We start from the raw sequence: 18467 nt of genomic DNA on the forward strand, positions 1-18467 counted from the left end.
GAAGGACATCTCGAGCTGGGGCTCGTTCCTGATCATGGGCGTGATCGGCCTGATCGTCGCCATGGTGGTGAACCTGTTCCTGCACTCGGCCGCGATCCAGTGGGCGGTCTCGTTGCTCGGCGTGCTGATCTTCGCCGGACTGACCGCCTATGACACGCAGCAGATCAAGACCGAGTATCTGCAGCTTCGCGGCACGCCGCAGGGTGAGGCCTATCTGGAGAAGGGCTCGGTGATGGGGGCGCTGCGCCTCTATCTCGACTTCCTGAACCTGTTCATGTTCCTGCTGCAGTTCCTGGGCAACCGCCAGTAACCTGCGCAGGTCCGGAATGCCGAAAGGGCCGGGGCGACCCGGCCCTTTCCTTTTTCGTGGTAAGCAGAAATGAAGAAGGGCGGCACGGGGGCCGCCCTTTGACGTGTGCGAAGAGGTCGAAAGGTTAGCGGATCTTGCCTTCCTTGAACTCGACATGCTTGCGCGCGACGGGGTCGTATTTGCGTACCGCCATCTTCTCGGTCATCGTGCGCGAGTTCTTCTTGGTCACATAGAAGAAACCCGTGCCGGCGGTCGAGTTGAGGCGGATCTTCACCGTGGTCGGTTTCGCCATGGTCCTGTCTCCCGAGGGGCGCCGCCCCTGTTCCTTCCCCCGGCCCGAGGCCGCGGGCACATAATCCAAGGCCCGTTACCTACTCATCCCCCGCCGCCTGTCAAGGGGCAGCGCGGCCGCGCCATGCGCGCGGCGACCAGGGCGAGGTAGAGGAGCGCGAGTGCCGCGGCGGCGATCATCAGCCCATCGGGGGGCACTGCGTCCATGGCCCAGCCGAACAGCGTCGGCGAGACAAGGGCGCCGATCCCGTAGCCGAGGATGATCGCGGCATTGGCATCGGCGAGCCGCGCGCCGCGGTAGCGGGCACCGAGCTCGGTGAGCGCGATGGTGTAGAGCCCGACCGAGATCGCGCCCCAGCACCCGACGATGAAGACCATGAGGCCGAAGGACGATGCAGCCAGCGTCATGCCGATCGGCGCTGCCGCCGAGCCGGCAGCCACGACGGCCAGCACGGCCTTGCGGTCGAAGCGGTCGGCGGCCCAGCCGAGCGGCAGTTGCAACACCATCGAGCCGATGGCGAAGGCTGTGAGCAGCAGTGCCGCCTCGGCCTCGGTCAGGCCGCTCCTGACGCCCCAGACGGCGATTAGGGACATGGCGCCGAACTCGATCGTGCCGAACAGGACGACGGCGAACACGACCGTTGGATCGGAAGCGAACATGCCAATTGCGGCAAAGGGCAGCGACTGTTGGTCGTCGGCGACGTCCGGCGCATTGGCGAGCCCGCACAGGATCGGCAACAGCCCGGCCAGGATCACCGCCGCGCCGACTGCGAAAGGGAGCATGCCTTCGAGCCCCGTCAGGCCGAGCAGAGCCGGGCCGAGCGCGAATCCCGCCGAGACGGAGAGCGCATAGATGGCGATGATCCGCCCGCGGCTGAACTCCGGCGCGGCGGCCACGATCCAGTATTCCGAGGCGAAGAAAAGCACGGTCCCGGCGACGCCGAAAAGAAAGCGCAGCGCCGTCCAGTACCAGAAGCTCTCGATCAGCGGGATCATCAGCATGGTGGCGGCCAGCGTCAGCGCCGCGGCGATCATCAGCGGGCCGAGCCCGAACCGCCGCAGCATCGGCGGCAGCACCGGCGCCCCGGCCACCGTCGCCACCGCGGCCGCAGCGGAGTTCAGCCCGATCAGCGTACCGCTGCCGCCGGCGCGGTCGATAACCAGGCCAAACAGCGGATAGCTCATTGCCATGGACACGCCGAAAAGCGTGATCGCCGCGATCGGCGCGATCTGGGCGCTGAGCGCGGCGGAAGCGGCGCGGGCGGGCACGGTCCGACTCAGAGAGAATCGATGAAGGAGCGGCCCTCGCTGTGCAAGAAGAAGGGCACCGGACGGTCGCGCTCGGGCTGCGCAAGGCGCGCCTCGACCTCGGCCAGCACCACCTCGGTGATGAACGGCAGGTCGAGGGCGCGCGCCTCGGCCAGTGTGATCCAGCGCAGATGCGACAGCTCGCCCCCGGCGCGGCTGAAGTCATCGGGATCGCCGGCGAGATGAGCGGCCTCCACCATGTAGAAGCGCGCGTCGAAGCGGCGCGGCCGGCCGGGCGGGGTGATGGCGCGGAAGACGAATTCGAGCCGGTCGGCCGCCGGGCGGTGGCCGGCCTCGAAGAAGCCGCGCCAGCTGGCGGGCGGCGCCTCTGTCGACGGGCCGTTATCGCAGGCCAGCGCCAGGCCGGTTTCTTCCCACAGCTCGCGGATCGCCGCCATCGAAAGCGCGTGCCCGATACCCGGCGGGGCGCGCATGGCGAGGCGCGCCTCGGCGGCCGGCGTCAGCGTGGCAGGGACGGCACGGTCCTCGGGATCGACGGCGCCGCCGGGGAACACGAACTTCGAGGCCATGAAGGCTGCACCGCGGCCGCGCTGGCCCATCAGCACCCGCGCCACGCTCGCGTCGCGGCGAACGAGAATCACGCTTGCGGCGTCGCGCAAGGCATCCTTCGGCGCAGACGGGGTCTCGGGGTCAGGCATGGGCGGCTCCGGCCAGTGTCGCGCGGCGGACTATGGAGCGCACTGCACCGCGCTGTCCAGCGGGCTCAGCCTTGTCGCTGAGACCGATCGTCGAAACCGTGCATGCGCCAGGCCCATTGCAAGGCGACGATCATTCCCTTTATCCGCGGCAGCAGCCACATGGTCAGACCCAGCGTCAATACCGGCCACACCGCCCAATGCACCCACAGCGGCGGCGAGAAATTCAGCTCGACGAAGAGCAGCCCGAACACCAGAACGTGGCCGACGATCAGGATCGTTGCCCAGGCGGGCGCATCGTCGGCCCGGTGGTGGTGCAACTCCTCGCCGCACGAGGCGCAGCTTTGGCGGACTTGCAGATACCCGCTCATCATCGGCCCGCCGCCACAGCTGGGGCAGCGCCCGCGCCAGCCGCGCAGCAATGCCGGCCCCAGCGCACGCTCGGAGCCGTTTTCAGCGGGTCCGGGAGGCGCATTTTCCATCAGCGTGAACATCGATCCATCCATGCTGCGAGAGTAGTCCGGCGAGGCTTCGAGCGCACCCGCTCAATGCGCCTTGCGGCACCATGTCGCGAAGCCGCGCGACGGAAATGCCGCGCCGGTCCGTTTGCACCTGCAAGAGAGCTCCCCGGGGCCGCCCGGGAGCCCCCCGCGGGCCGGGTGCGCGCCGGAGGAAGGCAAGGACGGGATGAAGGCGGAATTTGCGAACCTGGCGGCAGCGGCCTTGACGCTGCGGGCGCGGAGGGGGCGGCGGCAGCCTGTGTCCGGCAGCGCGGAGGGCTGCATCAGCGGCGCGGACGCGGCGCACACGGCGTCATCGATTGCTGTGAGGCTCGGCGCCTGCCAGGTGCGCCGGATGCAACGTGTGCGCCGGTCCGGCGCTGGCGGCGCAAGCGCTCTAGCGTGGTGAACGCGGAGGAAATGGTTGAGGCGGCGCAGGGCTGCGTCGCCCATCGCGTGGCGAAGTTGTTTGCAAGGATGGACGGGAACGGCGATGGTCGGATCGAGCACTCGGAGCTCGGGGCCACGGGCTTCGCCCGCTTCGACCGGATGGATGCCGATGGCGACGGCGTTCTCTCGATCGAGGCGGTGCGCGGCCGCTGGCGGGTCCGTCGAGATGGCGGCACGAGCGTTGAGCAGTTTGGAAACTGAGACGGCAAGGCGCCGAAGAGGGCAGCGCAGGACTGATGCCGGCCATGCTGGATGCGCAGAGCACGGACGAGGACGCGCTTTTGCTGGCGCGCTTCGCAGGCGGCGACCAGGCGGCGGCCCGGGAGCTGACCGAGCATTGTCTGCCTGCGGTGCTGCGCCAGGCATGGCGCGTTCTGGGCGACGAGGCGGAGGCGGAGGACGTGGCGCAGGAGGCGATGCTGAGGCTGTGGCGCCAGGCGGGCAACTGGCGGGCCGGCGAGGCGCGCATCTCGACCTGGCTCTACCGGGTCACGCAGAACCTCTGTATCGACAAGCTGCGCCGGCGCCGGCCGACCGCGCCGATCGAGGAGGTTGCCGAGCCCCCCGACCCGGCCCCGGCGGTTCTGGACCGTCTGGCGGACTCGGAAGCGAGCCGGGCGCTCGTGCGCGCCATCGTGGGTCTGCCGGATCGGCAGCGACAGGCGCTGGTGCTGCGGCACTTCGAGGGGCTGTCGAACCCCGAGATCGGCGCGCGGCTGGAGTGCTCGGTGGAAGCCGTCGAGAGCCTGCTGGCGCGGGCGCGTCGTCAGCTGGCGGCACAACTGAACGAAGAACCAGAGGCGTAGGGCAATGACTGGGAAGGCTCCGATGGATCTCGACGAGGCGCTCGAGGCGCTGGCGCGGGCCGAGCGGGCTGCCTGGCCGGAAGTCTCCGGGCAGTTGCGTGCCCGCGTGCTGAGCGATGCGGCGCAAGTCGCGGCCGAGCGACGCCCGGCCGAGGCGCCGCGCTTGCGCAGGAAAGGCGGCAGGCCGGGCCTCCTAGATCGGCTGCGCGGCCTCGACCTGTGGGTTGGTGGGGCGGTGGCGGCGGTGCTCCTCAGCCTCGCGATCGGGTTCGGCGTGGGCTACGAATCCGGCGGCAACTTTCTAGCCAGGACAGTTCTCGGAAATAGCGTCCAGACCAGCCAGTTAAGTGGCGGCGACCCGCTGTTCTTCTCGGACGACGTGTTGTGAGGAGGCGTATCGGATGAGCGAGGCTGAGGGAAAATCCGGCTGGCGCAAGGCGCCGGGATGGATGAAGGGGCTATTGATCGTATCGCTGGGGCTCAACCTCGCGGTGGCCGGGTTGATCGGCGGCCACGCCATGCGCGAGTGGCACCAGCACAGGGTCGCGGCTTTGGCGGCCAAGTCCGGCCTGGACCGTTTGCAGGCGCGCATCCTTCAATTGGTGCCCGAGGCCGGACGGGCCCAGGCGAAGACGATCCTCCTGTCCCGTCAGGACGAGGTGAGGAAGGCGCGGAACGAGATGCGGGCGGCGCACAAGGCGTTCCTCGAGGCCATTCGGCAGAACCCGCTCGACCCCAAGAAGCTCGACCAGGCGCTGGCGCAGCGCTATGCCGCGAGCGGCGCCTACTGGCGCATCGGCATGGAGCAGATGGCCGCCATCGCGCGGACGCTGAATGCATCTGAGCGCGCCCAGCTCGCCGACCGAATCGAACAGAGGACCCGGCGGTGGATGAAGCGGCTGAGCGCAAGGAAGGGGTGAGACCCGCGAAATTCCGTCAAGCCGCCACGGCGCGCGTGACCTTGTTGCGCCCGGCGTTCTTCGAGGCATAGAGCGCGGCATCGGCGCGCGCGAGAACCCCGGCGGCCGTTTCGCCCGGCCGGTGGAAGGCGATCCCGATCGAGACGGTTATGCCGAGCGGGGTGGAGATCCCGTTGAGAGCGAATCCCTTGCGCTCGATGGCGCTGCGCACGCGCTCGGCCACGCGCTCGGCGTGATCCGCGGCGACATCGGGCATCACGACCAGGAATTCCTCGCCCCCCGTCCGGGCGACGAGGTCGACGCCCCGAAGACTCGCGCGCAGGCGTCGGGCGAACTCTCGCAGAACCTCATCGCCCGCCGCATGGCCGTATCCGTCGTTGATCGCCTTGAAGCGGTCGAGATCCAGTGTCATTGCGGCGAGGCCCTTGCCGTCCGCCTCCTGACGGGTGAGCAGAAGCTCAAGATGGTGCGTGGCGTACCGGCGGTTGTAGAGCCCGGTGAGGGGGTCGACGGCAGCCAGAGCGAGGGTGTCATCCATCAAGCTGCGCAGGCGGTCGGAATAGTGCTTGCGCCGCAGCTGGACGCGCAGGCGCGCGATCAACTCGGGGATGTCCGGCGGGGCGGTGACGTAGTCCGCGACCCCCATCTCCATCGCGAGGTGGGCGTCGGCCAGTTTCCCCTCCGGGAAGATCATCATAATTGGGATCTGGCGCGTTTCGGCGCGGGAGCGCAACAGCGAGGCCGTGCGCATGGGGTCGCCGTCAGCCAGGGCTGGCCCGACCAGGCAGGCGTCGTAGCGGTTCGACGCGACGAGCGCGCGGACCGAGGCCTCTCCCTCGGCGATTTCCACGGCACAGCCGAGCCGGGCGCGAATCTCGCGCGCCAAAACGGTGGCAAGCCCGTCCTCGCGGGCGATCAGCAGCACCGACGATGCCTCCAGCCTAGGCGGCCATTCCGGGGCTGCGATGTCGAGACCGAGTTGCCGCGAGGTCTCGTGCCTGAGCCGCAGCTCGTCGATCATCAGCTTCATGCGAATCAGGCTGGAGACCCGTGTGACGAGCGCAATGTCCGGGCAGGTCACTGTCAGGAAGTCGTCCGCGCCCGCCTCGAGCCCCTTGAGCCGATCGGCCCGGCCCTCGAGCGCGGTCAGCATCACTACGGGAATGTGCATTGTGGCCGGGGAGTCCTTGAGTCGACGGCAGGTCTCGAAGCCGTCGAGTCCCGGCATCATCACGTCGAGGAGGACCAGGTCGGGTTGTTCGCGCTCGGCCGTGGCCAGGGCCTCCTCGCCCGATCGCGCCTCGAGCACGTCGTAATAGCTCGCCGCAAGCTTCGCCCGGGCGATCAGGCGATTGCTCGCGACGTCGTCGACGACCAGAACTCTGCCAGGCATGCGCGTGGAACCGGGGCCAATGTCTCGCGCGGCGGTCGAAGCCGTTGCGCTTTCGGTTAAGGAGACGCCAAAAACGTTAACGCATTCTTTCTCGCACCGGGTTAAGCGTGCGCGCGGCACGACATGGGGGCGCAGATGGCGGCAGGACCGATGGCAAAGTCAGAGGCGGATGTGCTGGCGGTCCGGGCCCTGGCCTGGATGGCCGCGGATGCCGAACGCATGGGCCGGTTCCTGGCGTGGAGCGGCGCCGGGCCGGCGGATCTTCGCGTCTGCGCCGCCGATCCCGGCTTCCTCGGGTTCGTGCTCGATTTCGTCCTGGCTGACGAATCCGCGCTCCTCGCTTTCGCGGATGCCGAATCCGTACCGCCCGGCCTTGTCGCACGCGCCCGCGCGGCGCTGCCGGGCGGCGATGTGCCCAACTGGACCTGAGGCGCGATGCTTGCGGAAATCGAGTCGGAGCTCGACGAGCAGATCGTCGCGCAGCTTCGCGCCGTGCCCATCCGGGCCGGGGCGCCGCTGATCGCCGTCGATGCCGACGAGGTCCTGGTCTACCTCGCCGACCATCTCGTGCGCTTCCTCGACGGCATCGGGTATCGAATGCACTTGACGCATTACCAGCTCGAGGGCTCGATCTTCGCGAAGGGATCGCAGGAGCCGGAGCCGTTCGACGCCTGCCTGGAGCTGATAGACCGGTTCTTCGAGGCGGAGACCCTGAACCAGCGCCCCGTGCCGGGCGCGGCCGAGGCGTTAGGACGCCTGTCGGCGCTGGCGCAGGTGATGATACTGACGAACGTGCCGGCGCACGCCTCCGCAGCGCGGCGGCAGAATCTGGCGGCGCTCGGCATGAGCTATCCGATGGTGGTGAATGCCGGCGGCAAGGGGCGGGCGCTGCGCTGGCTGGCGGCGCGCTGCCGTGCGCCGGTGGTGTTCATCGACGACTCGCCGAAGCAGCACGAAAGTGCCGCCCGGCGCGCGCCCGAGGTCGTGCGCGTCCATTTCGTCGGTGCCAGCCATGTCCGGCGCATCCTGACCGAGAGCCCCGCCGCCCAGCACAGGGTGGAGGACTGGGCCGAGTGCGAGGCGGCGGTGCGGCGGGTGCTCTCGACCTGACGGCTTGCCGACTCGCGCGGCTGTGGCGATAGTTGGGCCATGTCGCTGCCCCCCGGTTTTCTCGACGAGCTTCGCGACCGACTGCCGCTTTCGGCCGTGGTGGGGCGCAAGGTCGCCTGGGACCGCAGGAAGACCAACCCGGCGAAGGGCGACTTCTGGGCCTGCTGCCCGTTCCACCAGGAGAAGACGCCCTCGTTCCACGTCGACGACCGGCGCGGCTTCTACCATTGCTTCGGCTGCAACGCCTCCGGGGATGCGATCAATTTCGTCAAGGAGACCGAGAACGTCCCCTTCATCGAGGCGGTCGAGATTCTCGCCCGCGAGGCCGGGCTGGAGATGCCTGAGGAGCGACGCGATCCCCATGCCGCCGAGCGCAAGGACCGCCTTGGCCGCCTCGCCGCGGTCATGGAGGAGGCGGTAGGCCTCTATGGCCTCGCATTCCGCTCCGCCGGCGGGCAGCCCGCACGAGAATATACAGCGCACAGAGGGCTTTCCGGCGACATCCTCAAGCGGTTCGAGATCGGCTATGCGCCCGACTCGCGCCAGCACCAGGTGCAGGCCTTCCGCGACAAGGGCATGCTGGAAGAAGCCGTCGCCGCCGGTCTCGTGATCCGGCCCGAGGACGGTGCCGCGCCCTATGACCGGTTCCGCGGCCGGCTGATGTTTCCCATCCGCGACCCGCGCGGACGCTGCATCGCCTTCGGGGGGCGCGCGCTGGAGCCGAACGCGCAGGCGAAATATCTGAACTCGCCCGAGACCGAACTGTTCAGCAAGGGGCGTACGCTCTACAATTTCGGCCCCGCGCGCGAGGCCGCCGGCAAGGCCGGCACGGTGATCGTGGCCGAGGGCTACATGGATGTGATCGCGCTGGTTGCGGCGGGGTTTGCGCACGCGGTGGCGCCGCTCGGCACCGCCATGACCGAGGACCAGCTTGGCCTGCTGTGGCGCATCGCCGACGAGCCGGTGATCTCCCTCGACGGCGACGAGGCCGGGCTGCGGGCCGCCGAGCGCATCATCGACCTGGCGCTGCCGAAGCTTCAGCCGGGCCGGTCGCTGCGCTTTTGCGTGCTGCCGCCGCAACGCGACCCCGACGACCTGATCCGGGCGGAAGGGCCCGCCGGTATGCGCAGGATGCTCGAAGCCGCCCGGCCGCTGTTCGAGATGCTGTGGCAGCGCGAAACCTCGCGCGAGCCGATCGACACGCCCGAGCGCCGCGCCGCGCTGGACCGCCGGCTGAAGGAGGCGCTCAACCGCATCGCCGATCCGGCCGTGCGGGCGCATTACACTGCCGAGATGCGCAAACGCCGTGCCGAGCTGTTCGGCGGCCGGCACGCCGCGCCCCGACCCGATGGCGACAGGCGGCGCTGGACCGGCACAGCTTCACCGGCGCGGCCGATGCCCGAGACGCTCCGCTCGGCGCTGGCTCGTTCCGGCCCGATTGACGCGCGGGCGGCGGCTCGGGTGCGCGAGGCCGGGATCCTGCTGATTGCGTATCGCAACCCTGCGGCGCTCGGCGCGCTCGAAGCCGCGCTCGAAGACATGACAATCTCGACTCCCGAGTTCTTGCCGATCCATGATGCGCTGATCGCGGCCCTGCATGAGGGCTCGGACCCCGTGGCCTCAGCCCGCGACCAAACGGGCGCCGATCCGGTCGAGATGCTCGCGCGTCTGCCGCAGGCGCGCGAGTTTCCGCTGGCGCGCCCCGGCCGGCCGGCCGACAGGGTCGCTGCGGTGCTGGCGGAGGCGATCAATCTGCACCAAATGGCTGTTGCCACCGCTGCCGAGATCGAGGAGGCGGTCCGCGAGCATCAGGAAGCGGATGGCGAGGACTGGACCTCGCGCATGCGCCAGGCGCACCGCCAGCTCGAGGAGGCGCAGCACAGGTGCCTTGGCGTCCTGTCGGAGGCGGAAGAGGCGAAAAGTGTGAGCGGAATTCAACTCTTGCTGAAGGAGAAGGCCTACCGGCGAAAAAAGCGCCGCGGATCGCTTCCGAATCAGTGATTCGTTTCTTAAATAGCCCGGCACGCGGCTTGCGAATCGCCCCTTCGCGGGCCCTGAGGGCTTTACTTGATGGGGCGACCGAACGGCGCGGTTCGATATCACATGTGCTATGCGGGCATGGCGTGATGTTGGATCGTAGCGTGCTGCGGTAGGCGATCAGTGACGAAAGGTTCCTGATGGCGTCCAAGGACGAAGAGCAGACCGACACCGAGCAGACCGAAAGCCAGTCCGGCCCGGTGCTCGACATGAGCCAGGCCGACGTCAAGCGCATGGTCGCGAAGGCGAAGGCGCGCGGCTACATCACCTATGACGAGCTGAACCGGGTGTTGCCTTCGGATCAGTTTTCCTCGGAGCAGATCGAGGATGTCATGTCTCTGCTGTCCGAGATGGGCGTTAACGTCGTCGAGGGCGAGAGCGAGGGTGAGGGCGAGGGCGAGGCCGAGGAGTCGGCGCCGCAGGCCGAGGAGAGCGACAACCGCGAAGTCGCGGTGCAGCAGACCACGACGACGGAAGTCGATCGCACCGACGATCCGGTGCGCATGTATCTGCGCGAGATGGGCTCGGTGGAACTGCTCTCGCGCGAGGGCGAGATCGCCATCGCCAAGCGCATCGAGGCCGGCCGGGCCACGATGATCAACGGCCTGTGCGAAAGCCCGCTGACCTTCCAGGCGATCACCATCTGGCGCCAGGAGCTGCTCGACGAGAAGATCCTGCTGCGTGACGTGATCGATCTCGAGACCACCTTCGGCCAGTCCAGCGACGACAGCGACCTGGCCGCGGTCACGCCCGGCGAGGCGGTGCGCCCCGCGGCGCCGGTCGACGCGGCCGCCGCCGGTCCCGACGCCGCCTCGCCCCGGCCCGACGGCAAGGATGCCGCTGCGGACGAGGCGGCCGACGAGGACGGCGACGGGCAGGAGGACGGCTCCGCCCAGGGCGAGACCGACGAGGAGGAGGAGGACGTGCAGGCGAGCCTGTCGCTCGCCGCCATGGAGGCCGCGCTCAAGCCCTCCGTGCTGGAGACGCTGGACACCATCGCGCACACCTACGAGAAGCTGCGCGAGATGCAGACCAAGCGGCTCGACGCCACGCTGCACGAGGCCTCGCATTTCTCCAGCGGGCAGGAGCGCAGCTACCAGCGCCTGCGCAAGGAGATCGTCGAGGAAGTCTACTCGCTGCACCTGCACAACAACCGCATCGAGGCGCTGGTCGACCAGCTTTACGGCATCAACCGCCGGCTGATGACGCTGGAGAGCCAGCTGATGAAGATCGCCGATCAGCACAAGGTCAACCGGCGCGAGTTCATCGAGCATTACCGCGGCTCGGAACTCGATCCGAACTGGATCGAGCAACTGGCCGGCCTGCCCGGCAAGAACTGGGGCAAGCTGGTCGAGCGCGAGCGCGGGCGGCTGGAGTCGATCCGCAACGAGATCGGCCAGATCGGCCAGCATGTCGGGCTCGACATCCCCGAGTTCCGCCGCATCGTGCACACGGTGCAGAAGGGTGAGAAGGAGGCCCGCCAGGCAAAGACCGAGATGGTCGAGGCGAACCTGCGCCTGGTCATCTCGATCGCCAAGAAGTACACCAACCGCGGGCTGCAATTCCTTGATCTCATTCAGGAAGGCAACATCGGCCTGATGAAGGCGGTGGACAAGTTCGAGTACCGCCGCGGCTACAAGTTCTCGACCTACGCGACCTGGTGGATCCGCCAGGCGATCACGCGCTCGATCGCCGATCAGGCGCGCACCATCCGCATCCCCGTGCACATGATCGAGACGATCAACAAGCTGGTGCGCACCGGGCGCCAGATGCTGCACGAGATCGGCCGCGAGCCGACGCCCGAGGAGCTGGCGATCAAGCTGCAGATGCCGCTCGAGAAGGTGCGCAAGGTGATGAAGATCGCCAAGGAGCCGATCTCGCTCGAGACGCCGATCGGCGACGAGGAGGACAGCCAGCTCGGCGATTTCATCGAGGACAAGAACGCCGTGCTGCCGCTGGATTCGGCGATCCAGTCCAACCTCAAGGACACCACGACGCGGGTGCTGGCCTCGCTGACGCCGCGCGAGGAGCGGGTCCTGAGAATGCGCTTCGGCATCGGCATGAACTCGGACCACACGCTCGAGGAGGTTGGCCAGCAGTTCTCGGTCACCCGCGAGCGCATCCGGCAGATCGAGGCCAAGGCGCTGAGGAAGCTCAAGCACCCCAGCCGCAGCCGCAAGCTGCGCTCGTTCCTCGACAACTGATCCCCGACGTCGCGACGCGCGACCCGGCACGCCGGCGGCGCGCGGTCGCCCGGGCGGGTTGACCCGGGTATACGCCGCGCCGCCGAAGCCCGGCGTTAACAACGGTTGACAGGAAATCCGATAATCTGAGGAAAGTCGTCCCGGACTCCAAAAACCCGCACAATATGGTTGCTTGCGGGCTAACTCTTACAGGAAACATATAAGAGTCGGAGCGATCGCGCCGCGCCGTCGTGCAACTGGGTGAGTCGCGCCAGCGGGCGCCGGACTCGCCAAAGGGGGGAACGCAGGGCAGCGTATTCGCTTGGCGGCTGAGCGGCGGTATTCAGACGATGTCTCAGCAATGTCTTACAACATTTAGAAAAAGCAACACTTTCTAATTTTCATCTCGGGCGCCTGAGTTGCGGGCTTGCGGTTCCGGGCAAAAGGTGACGAGAATGTAATCGGGCCGTGGTCCGGGCTGCTTGAGCGCGGGCGGGCGCGTCCCGCTGGCGGCCCCGACTCCTGTCTGCTTCCGGCCGGCCAATCCCTGCGTAGCGAATTGGGGACCAGAGCGCGTCGTGGGTGGCCCGGGTGGCTGCCAGCAGGGAGGCCGGCCATGGATGGATCATTCAAGCGACCCGCAAGCGCCGCTGCCGGGCAGCCTGCGCGCAGCCGGGAACCGCAGATGGGATTCTCGGCGGTGCTGCCGATGCGCGCGCTACCGCGCTTCACGCCCGCGGAACTGTTGGCCGTGCTGAACAGGATTCTGGGCCCGGCCGGCGCGAGCGCCGAGCTGGTTCCCGGATTGACACGCTTTGAGCAGAGCCCGGGCTCCGCCCGGGTGTGGCACCGCCCGAAGGTGCCGCCGCGGGTTGGGGTGGCCGTGGCGGGCATCACGCTGGTGGCGGAGGGCCAGGACCGGCCGGCGCCGGCGGCCGGGGAGACCGCCGAGCTGGAGTTCCGGTCCTGGCCCACCGGCCCGCGCGACCTGGAGCGGAGCCGGGCGCATCTGCGGATCTTCGAGGCCGAGCCGGCGCCGGGCAGCGACCTCGATCTCAACCACGACCGCGCGGCGGCGCTGACCGCGGTGGCCGAGGCCGCGGCCGAGCTGACGCAACCCGCGGGTCTGGTGTGGGAGACCTCGGGCGTCGCGGTGCCGCGCGACGAACTGGCCACCGCGCTGCCCGCCCTGATGTCCGGCGAGCCGCCGGTCGCGCTGTGGGTCCGGGCCGCGGTCGAGCCCTGGGGGGTGGTGGCGACGCGCGGGTTCTACGCGCTGCTCGGCGCCGAGATCGAGGTGCGCGCGCCGAGCCTGTCCGAGGCGGGTGCCGGGCGCGAGGCCATGATGCTGGTGGCCGAGATCCTGGGCACCGGGGTGCCGCCGGCAGAGGGCATGCGGACCGCGCACAGCAAAAGCCTGACCTTTAGTGTGCGCTACCGCGGGGCCGAGGAGGGGGCGCCGCCGGCGATCGTGCTGGAAGAGGCGGCGCCGCAGGCGCCTGACCTGGCCGCCGGGGCGGCCTGAGGACCGCCGCGGCGGTCCCTGCGAGCGATGCAGATGAGCCAGAATGCACAGCAGCGCGAAAACCCCGATATGGCCGCATCCGAGTTGCGCCCGGCGGCCGGCGGCGCGCAGCGTGACGGGGGCAGCGGCGACCCGGTGATGGACGAGGGCGCGGCGCCCACGGCGGTGCCCGATCCGGTCGCGGAGGAAGGCCGCGCCGGGCTGATGGCGGCGATCCGCACGGCCATGCGCGAGATCGGCGAGGACATGGGCGGCGCCCGCACGGGGCCCGCCCGTGCGAGCGCGCCGGCGGGCGACCCGGGACTGGTCGAGCTGCACCCCGACCTGCCCAGGGTCAACCCCAACCTGGTGTTCGGCGCCACCATGGCGCTGTGGGGAGCGCCGCGCTTCACCGCGCGCGAGCTTCTGGACACGGTGAACGACATCCTGGAGGACACCGGCGCCGTGGCGGACTTCGATCCGGAGATGAAGGACGCCGACGAGCAGCCGCGCTTCAGCCTGCTCAAGCGCCGGCTGACCGCGCCGCCCAGCGCCATCCTGCGCGTCAACGGGCTGCGCACGCTGGTCGGCGGCGGCGACAAGCCGGCCTTCGTCGGCCGCGCGCTGGAGGAGCGGGTGAACCCGGCGCTGTGGGCCGAGGGGGTGAAGCGGCTGAGCCAGAGCCGCGGCCATGTGATGATCGCGGACGCGCACCCGCCCGATCCCGCCGACCCCGATCTGAACTACGACCGCGCCGTGGCGGTGACCGTGACCGCGGCCGCCGTGTCAATCCTGACCGAGGCCAGCGGCATCGTGTGGCACCCCGCGGGCAATGCCACGCCGCCCGATGTGATCCCGGATTTCATCCAGTCGCTGGTCGACGGCATCGCTCCCCTGCCGCTGTGGCTGCGCTGGAACCTGGTGCCGCCCGCTCCGGGGCGCAATCCCGGCGCCGCCTCGCGCGGGCTTGAACCGCTTCTGGGCATGGAGCTGGAGATTACCTCGAACGATTTCGGGCTGGAGAAGACGGTCGGCGACCTGTTCGAGATCGCACATGCGCGGGTGAAGAAGGGCTCCGCGCCGGGCGACGGAACGCAGGTGGGGACCGCGGCGCGGACCTGGTACCACGTGACCCATGCCCCGCGCGGCGCGGTCTCTGAGGCGCCGGTCTTTCGACTGACCCCGGTTTCGGACTATACTGGTGAGAAGCCGCGCTGAGGCGCGGCGCGCGAAGGCGGTACCGGCGACGGTTCCGGAGACAGTTCCATGGCGGCATCAGGCGAAAGGGCGGGCAGGCAGGCGTTGTTCGGCGCGGCGGTACCGCTGGCGCACGCGCTGCACCTGGACCGCGAGCGGCTGGCGCGCGAGCTGCGCGAGGTGGTGGGGCTGGCCGGCGCGCGGGTGCGCATGCTCGACGCCCCGGCGGCGTCGGGGCGGCGCGGCCTGCTGCGGGCCCTGGGTGGCCGGCACGAGGAGGTGCGCTGCGAGATCGCCGGCGTGCGCCTGTCGATCGAGGCCTCCGCGCGGCCCTTGGCCAAGGGCTCGGTGCTGCACGCCTTCGTCAACCCCGCGGTGTGGCGCGGCTCGCTCACCCAGTTGGTCGAGCACAAGGCGCATGTGCTGGTGGCCGAGGTCGAGCAGGGGGGCGCAAGCGGGCGCGACGCCATGTTCGACCGGGCGACCGCCGTGACCCTGGCGACTGCCGTGGTGGCCGAGGTGGTGGCAGCCGAATCGGTGATCTGGCTGGCCGGGCGCAACGCCGTGCCGATGAGCGTGTTCGGCGCTGAGATGGAGCGCTTCATCGACGGGCAGGCGCCGCTGAGGTTCTGGCTTCGCTGGCAGGTGCTGCCGCCGCCGGTGCAGTCCGAGGTGGAGCTGGGCAAGCTGACCGGCGAGGCGCTGAATCCAGGCGTCGCAACCGTGGGCATGACGCCCTTCATCGGCGCCGAGCTGGTGGCGCCGCCCTCGAACTTCGAGCGCGACGTGATGCTGGACCACCTGTTCGCCCTGGCCAGCGAGGTGATCGACGAGAATGCCGAGCTGAAGGACGGGGCCGTCTATGGCAAGGCCGACGACATCATGGTGCGCGTGAACTACCGCCAGTCCGGCCCCTATGGCGGGCCCTACTGGGAGCTGCTGCCGCGCCCGGCCCCGGCCCGCGCTCGCCCGCTGTTCGGCGCGGCGGACGAGGCGCCGGGCGGCGAGGCGGCAGAGCGCCCCGAGCCCAGGCTGAAGCTGATCGTGCCCGGCCGCAAGTAGCGCGGCACCCGGCATCCACCGACTTGCGAAAGATCAAGGCGCCGGGGCATGCTGCCCGGCCATGATGCGTGCCGATGCGTATGCCGAGGCGCGCCGGGGGGGCGCGCTGGCGGCGCGCCTGGGAGGGCCCGGATGAGGCAGGCAGTGATCGCCGGCGGCGGCATTGCCGGCGCGGCAGCGGCGCTGGCGCTGGCCCGCGAGGGCTGGGGCGTGACGCTGTGCGAGGCGGCGCCGGCGTTTGCCGAGGTCGGCGCCGGGCTGCAGGTGAGCCCCAATGCCGCGCGCGTGCTGCGCTGGCTGGGCGTGCTGGATGCGGCGGCGGCGCGCGGCTTCCGGCCGCGCGCGGCGGTGCTGCGCGACGGGCTGAGCGGGGCCGAGGTCTACCGCGCGCCGCTGGGCCCGGCGGCCGAGGCGCGCTGGGGGGCGCCCTATCTCCACCTGCACCGGGCGGACCTTCTGGCGGTGCTGGTCGAGGCGGCCCAAGCGGCGGGCGCGGAGCTGCGCACCGCCAGCGCGGTGGCGTCTTACGCGCTGCGGCCCGAGGGGCCGGCGGCGAAGCTCGAGTCGGGGGGGACCGAGAGCGGCGAGCTGCTGATCGGCGCCGACGGCATCCGCTCGGCGCTGCGCGCGCGGCTGAACGGGCCGGAGGAGCCGGTGTTCGTCGGGCAGCTGGCCTGGCGCGGCACCGTGCCGGCGGCGCGCCTGCCCGAGGGGCTGGTGGCGCCGGACGCCACCGTCTGGGCCGGCCCGGGCCGGCACCTCGTCACCTATTATCTGCGCGGCGGCGAGCTGGTGAACTTCGTCGCCGTCGAGGAGTCGCGCGCGTGGACCGCCGAGGGCTGGTCCGCGCCGGGCGATCCGGAGCGGCTGAGGCACGGCTTCGCCGGCTGGCACAGCGGCGTCACGGGGCTGCTCGACCATGTGCAGGAGACCTTCGTGTGGGGCCTGTTCAGCCGGCCGGCCCAGGTGCGCTGGGTCGATGGGCCGGTGGTGCTGATTGGCGACGCCGCCCACCCGATGCTGCCGTTCATGGCACAGGGCGCGGCGATGGCGCTGGAGGACGTGGCGGTGCTGGTGCGCCGGCTGCAGGCCGAGGCCGACGTGGCCAAGGCGGTGCTGGCCTTCGAGCATGCGCGCTGGGACCGGGTGACGCGGGTGCAGGAGCGCAGCCTGGCCAACGGGCGCATGTTCCACGAGCACCGCGGGCTGCTGCGCGCCGGCCGGCACGGCGTGGTCGGCATGGTCTCGCGCCTCGCGCCGCGGCTGGCGGCGGGGCGGCTCGACTGGCTCTATGGCCACGACCCGACCGCGGGCGTGGCCTAGGCGGCGCGCCGGGACGGTTCAGTTCGACCAGGCGAAGGTGATGCGGCGGTTGCGCGCGCGGCCGGCCGCCGTGTCGTTGCTGGCGACGGGCCGGGTCTCGCCATAGCCCGCGGCGTGCATGGCGTCGGCGCGCACGCCGCGCACGACCAGCGCAAGCAGCACCGCCATGGCCCGCTTTTGCGACAGGAGCTGGTTGCGGTCCGCCGCCCCGACATTGTCGGTGTGGCCTCCGATCTCGAGCTTCAGCCCGCCGTCGTTGAGACAGCGACGCGCGATGCCGGCGAGCCGGTCGAGGCTCTGGCCCGCGCCACCGGTCAGAGTCGTGGTGCCGGGGACGAAGGTCAGCGGACTGGCGGCCAGGACGGCGCTGCTGCGCTTGCCGCAGGAAGCGGGGCTGGGCTTGAAGCCATAGAGCGGGATCCAGTATTTGCCGACATGGCGCTCGGCGCGGCCGCTCACCGGGTCGTAGCGGGTCGCGCCGGCGCCGGCCGGGCTTTCCGAGCCGTTGACGCTGACCTGCCAGCCGTGGTCGAGCCCGTCGGCCATCCAGCGGCCCAGGCGGTCCTTGTGCTCGCCGGGCATCAGCGTGCCGTCGACCGTGAGCCGGCCCGGCGCCACCCGCACGCTGGCCGAGCGGTAGGCCGGCAGCAGCTGCCCGACCCGGGCGAGCACCTTGCGCCAGGCCGCCGCGTCGCCGCCGCCGCCGCTGGTGAGCCCGGCATCGGTGAGCTTGACATCGCGCACCCGCTCGACCGGCTTGCGCAACAGCGCCAGCGCCGCGGCCGGTTCCAGGCTCCCGGGCAGGATGCCGCTGACCGTCATGCCGGCGCGCGACCAAGTGACGGCGAGCGCGGCCGACGGCGGCGCATCGGCGATGTCGAGCCGCAGCGGCCGCTCGGAGCCGAGCGCCAGGCGCACCGCGCCGCGCGTCGCCTCGGCGTTGAAGCCCGGGCGCAAGCGGCCCTCGACCGCGAGCCCGTGCTCGGACAGCCGCAGCTCGCCGCGGCCCAGCCGGGGCAGCACCACCGAGACGGCGTCGAGCGTGCGCGCCCAGCTTTCGGCCGTGTTCCGGCCCTTGGGGCGGCGGACGCCCGACAGATCGATGCCGGGCACGCGGCGGGCGAGCGCGTGCAGCGGGAAGCCGGCCGGCGCCGCGCCCGCGGCCTTCGGTGCCGAGCCGGGCTTAACCGTGATGGTAAGCGTCGCGGTCGGGCCGGCCGCGGCCTGCTGCGCCGGGGTGCAGACCGCCAGGGCGAGGACGAGCGCGGCGAGCCAGGCGAGGCTTGGTATCAGGCTGCGTCGCATGGCTCCTCCGCGCCGGGTTCGTCGCATCGTCTCCGAGTAGACGGTGGTGGGGATTGATAACAAGTGTCTAACGTGATGGCTTGTCCGTGCAGTCGCCGCGCCGATGATTTTC

Annotated in this window: 19 protein-coding genes; 13 read left to right on the forward strand and 6 right to left on the reverse strand. The window is 70.4% G+C overall.

The genetic code is table 11. The features are described from left to right. On the forward strand, positions 1–310 hold a 310-nt coding region (locus tag AC32QD_RS00140; protein ID WP_492008445.1), incomplete at its 5' end, for a Bax inhibitor-1/YccA family protein. Between the two features lie 124 nt (positions 311–434). Here the strand turns inward: AC32QD_RS00140 and rpmG are convergent. The 4 genes from rpmG to AC32QD_RS00160 all read right to left on the reverse strand — a co-directional run bounded on the left by rpmG (position 435) and on the right by AC32QD_RS00160 (position 3059). Next, positions 435–602: a 50S ribosomal protein L33 gene (rpmG, locus tag AC32QD_RS00145; RefSeq protein ID WP_492008446.1), complete on the reverse strand. Its 168-nt coding sequence runs from the start codon at positions 600–602 to the stop codon at positions 435–437. 83 nt (positions 603–685) lie between these two features. Next, positions 686–1870: an MFS transporter gene (locus AC32QD_RS00150; protein WP_492008447.1), complete on the reverse strand. Its 1185-nt coding sequence runs from the start codon at positions 1868–1870 to the stop codon at positions 686–688. Positions 1871–1878: 8 nt separating this feature from the next. Then, a complete protein-coding gene (locus AC32QD_RS00155) occupies positions 1879–2568 on the reverse strand; it encodes an NUDIX hydrolase (protein WP_492008448.1) in 690 nt (229 codons plus the stop codon). 65 nt (positions 2569–2633) lie between these two features. Further along, on the reverse strand, positions 2634–3059 hold the full coding sequence (locus AC32QD_RS00160) for a DUF983 domain-containing protein (RefSeq protein ID WP_492008449.1): 426 nt from the start codon (positions 3057–3059) through the stop codon (positions 2634–2636). 426 nt (positions 3060–3485) lie between these two features. Between AC32QD_RS00160 and AC32QD_RS00165 the strand changes: the two genes are divergently transcribed. Genes AC32QD_RS00165 through AC32QD_RS00180 form a run of 4 tightly spaced genes read left to right on the forward strand, consistent with a single transcriptional unit; the run spans position 3486 to position 5241 of the window. Continuing rightward, a complete protein-coding gene (locus AC32QD_RS00165) occupies positions 3486–3716 on the forward strand; it encodes an EF-hand domain-containing protein (protein WP_492008450.1) in 231 nt (76 codons plus the stop codon). A gap of 32 nt (positions 3717–3748) precedes the next feature. Continuing rightward, positions 3749–4321: an RNA polymerase sigma factor gene (locus AC32QD_RS00170; RefSeq protein WP_492008514.1), complete on the forward strand. Its 573-nt coding sequence runs from the start codon at positions 3749–3751 to the stop codon at positions 4319–4321. A 22-nt stretch (positions 4322–4343) separates the two neighbouring features. Continuing rightward, positions 4344–4709, forward strand: coding sequence for a hypothetical protein (locus tag AC32QD_RS00175; RefSeq protein WP_492008451.1), 366 nt, complete (start codon positions 4344–4346; stop codon positions 4707–4709). A 13-nt stretch (positions 4710–4722) separates the two neighbouring features. Beyond that, positions 4723–5241 carry a periplasmic heavy metal sensor gene (locus tag AC32QD_RS00180; protein ID WP_492008452.1) on the forward strand — a complete coding sequence of 173 codons (519 nt, stop codon included), beginning with the start codon at positions 4723–4725 and terminating at the stop codon, positions 5239–5241. Positions 5242–5257: 16 nt separating this feature from the next. Here AC32QD_RS00180 and AC32QD_RS00185 read toward each other — a convergent pair whose 3' ends face one another. Beyond that, positions 5258–6754 (reverse strand): PleD family two-component system response regulator, encoded by a 1497-nt coding sequence (locus AC32QD_RS00185; RefSeq protein ID WP_492008453.1) that lies wholly within the window; start codon positions 6752–6754, stop codon positions 5258–5260. A gap of 15 nt (positions 6755–6769) precedes the next feature. On the opposite strand from AC32QD_RS00185, the gene AC32QD_RS00190 reads away from it, so the two are divergent. From AC32QD_RS00190 to AC32QD_RS00225, 8 genes are all read left to right on the forward strand, one after another. After that, on the forward strand, positions 6770–7063 hold the full coding sequence (locus AC32QD_RS00190) for a DUF3572 domain-containing protein (protein ID WP_492008454.1): 294 nt from the start codon (positions 6770–6772) through the stop codon (positions 7061–7063). Between the two features lie 6 nt (positions 7064–7069). Beyond that, complete coding sequence (locus AC32QD_RS00195) at positions 7070–7744, forward strand: hypothetical protein (RefSeq protein ID WP_492008455.1); 675 nt, start codon at positions 7070–7072, stop codon at positions 7742–7744. Between the two features lie 39 nt (positions 7745–7783). Further along, positions 7784–9745 carry a DNA primase gene (gene dnaG / locus AC32QD_RS00200; RefSeq protein ID WP_492008456.1) on the forward strand — a complete coding sequence of 654 codons (1962 nt, stop codon included), beginning with the start codon at positions 7784–7786 and terminating at the stop codon, positions 9743–9745. A 176-nt stretch (positions 9746–9921) separates the two neighbouring features. After that, positions 9922–11985, forward strand: a complete 2064-nt coding sequence (gene rpoD / locus AC32QD_RS00205; protein ID WP_492008457.1) for an RNA polymerase sigma factor RpoD — start codon at positions 9922–9924, stop codon at positions 11983–11985. A 664-nt stretch (positions 11986–12649) separates the two neighbouring features. Then, the gene (locus AC32QD_RS00210) at positions 12650–13489 is read left to right on the forward strand and encodes a hypothetical protein (RefSeq protein WP_492008458.1); all 840 of its coding nucleotides are present in this window, start codon (positions 12650–12652) and stop codon (positions 13487–13489) included. Positions 13490–13522: 33 nt separating this feature from the next. Continuing rightward, positions 13523–14686, forward strand: coding sequence for a hypothetical protein (locus AC32QD_RS00215; protein WP_492008459.1), 1164 nt, complete (start codon positions 13523–13525; stop codon positions 14684–14686). A gap of 48 nt (positions 14687–14734) precedes the next feature. Then, a complete protein-coding gene (locus tag AC32QD_RS00220; protein ID WP_492008460.1) occupies positions 14735–15727 on the forward strand; it encodes a hypothetical protein in 993 nt (330 codons plus the stop codon). Positions 15728–15859: 132 nt separating this feature from the next. Then, positions 15860–17050 (forward strand): FAD-dependent monooxygenase, encoded by a 1191-nt coding sequence (locus AC32QD_RS00225; RefSeq protein ID WP_492008461.1) that lies wholly within the window; start codon positions 15860–15862, stop codon positions 17048–17050. 18 nt (positions 17051–17068) lie between these two features. Here the strand turns inward: AC32QD_RS00225 and AC32QD_RS00230 are convergent, their stop codons facing one another. Continuing rightward, positions 17069–18355, reverse strand: coding sequence for an OmpA family protein (locus AC32QD_RS00230; RefSeq protein ID WP_492008462.1), 1287 nt, complete (start codon positions 18353–18355; stop codon positions 17069–17071). Positions 18356–18467 lie beyond the last annotated feature (112 nt).

This window comes from Thermohalobaculum sp. (assembly GCF_058622915.1).